Source organism: Bacillus sp. JJ1474 (assembly GCF_036965225.1).
Taxonomy (GTDB): Bacteria; Bacillota; Bacilli; order Bacillales; family Cytobacillaceae; genus Cytobacillus.
This window is the reverse complement of sequence record NZ_JBALPC010000034.1, coordinates 1-1,585: the sequence shown is the minus strand read 5'-3', so window position 1 is coordinate 1,585 and position 1,585 is coordinate 1. Positions and strand designations below refer to the sequence as shown.

Sequence of the window (1,585 nt, the reverse complement as noted above, 5' to 3'; positions counted from 1 at the left end):
CTATAGAATATGATTAAAATTTCTGGAATAGCACTAATACAAGTCAAACCTATATGGCAAAAATTTCATTTTGGGGGTTCATTTCGAATTATTCTGCTTGTACTTACCCACATATCATTAGGGAATAAGAAAGCAGGGAATAACGATTACATTAGTGAATTGTTTAATCCATTTAGTCTATTTCAATATACGCAAGTTAAGAATGGCTGGCTTGTATTCTTGTCTAATATTGCTGTCTTATTTACGCCCCCACCTCCAAAAAAAAATTACTTATTAGATATATCATAAGCTCAAATAGGCCACACCTGTTTTTTCAGGGTGGCCAATATTATGATTTAGTTATCTTGTTAAAGGCAATGCATGACATGAAACTGGTAAAGTTGTTGACAATAGATGTAATGGATCAATGGCATCTACTTCTGTAAAATTCATATTGGAAAGCTACTCAAATAGATAGCGGAGATAATAATAAGGATTTAATCCATTTGCCGCGGCTCTATGAAAAAACCTCATTTACTTGTGGTACGGTTCACCGTGATGTATAAAAATCGTCGTAGAATACCCAGTGTCTAAAAGTACATCATTGAGATTTCGGCTTTATTGCATTTTATTTAAAATTCGTTCATACCTATTGAATTAAGAATTCTGTATCACGCTTTGCTGCAAAACTAGTGTCAAATTATTTAATATACTCTTTTTGGTATATTTCATTTACACCCTTACAATGCCCCCCCGCTATTTTATTGCTGCTCAAGGGATCGTAATAATTGTAAATGAAATCGCATTTTACAGCTATGTTTGGTTTGCTAAAATAAATATATAGTAATTCGAAGGGGCGATAAAAATGATTGTTGATTGCCATTTTCATGTAGATGAATCAATGTTAACTCTAGATAAAATGATAGAGGGCATGGATAAAAATGATGTAGCTAAAACAGCGCTAATTGCTCCCATGAATGAAACAATGTTTGAATTGGAAAGCACTTTTCAAAATAATTTACAACGCTTTTTCCGTTTTCTAATACTAAAATGTACCTCAAATAGGGCTGAAAATTTATGACGGTCTAGTAAAGGATAGCTATCTCAAACTTTATGGCAATTCATACAGAATTTTTACTAAGCCGAGCAATGATATTGTTGCTGCTGCTATTGATAGATTTCCCGATCGGTTTCTAGGCTGGGTAGCAGTGAATCCAATGATTTCTGAATCAGTGGAAGAAATAGATTTATATCTTAATAAACCTGGTTTTATTGGGGTGAAAGCCCATCCCTTCATGCATGAATATAGTATTAAGGCACTTGATCCAGTTGCGGCTATGTGTGAGTCAAAAGGCATACCTTTGATCATTCATCTATCTTCAGAACAGGACTCCTATAAATATTTACCTGAAAAATACCCTAAACTTAAATTAATTTATGCTCACGCCGGTCTTCCTTTTTGGGAAAAACTATGGAAATACGTTAAGGATCAACCAAATGTATTTGTTGACACATCAAGTGACTATCTTAATCTATTGTAAAGAATGCAGTAGAATCATTAGGGTATCGAAAAGTACTGTATGGTTGCGATGGACCATATGGAATG

The 1,585-nt window shown here is 33.8% G+C and carries 2 protein-coding genes; both read left to right on the top strand.

The annotated features are described in order from the left end of the window. Positions 1 to 844 precede the first annotated feature (844 nt). Positions 845 to 1,060 (top strand): hypothetical protein, encoded by a 216-nt coding sequence (locus tag V7164_RS05440; protein ID WP_335353566.1) that lies wholly within the window; start codon positions 845 to 847, stop codon positions 1,058 to 1,060. Beyond that, positions 1,041 to 1,520, top strand: a complete 480-nt coding sequence (locus V7164_RS05435; RefSeq protein ID WP_335353567.1) for an amidohydrolase family protein — start codon at positions 1,041 to 1,043, stop codon at positions 1,518 to 1,520. Before V7164_RS05440 ends, V7164_RS05435 begins: the two co-directional genes overlap by 20 nt. The last annotated feature ends 65 nt before the right edge of the window (positions 1,521 to 1,585 follow it).

Coding starts and splice junctions, on each gene's coding strand:
- V7164_RS05440 (WP_335353566.1), top strand. CDS start 845: ATGATTGTTGATTGCCATTTTCATGTAGATGAATCAATGTTAACTCTA.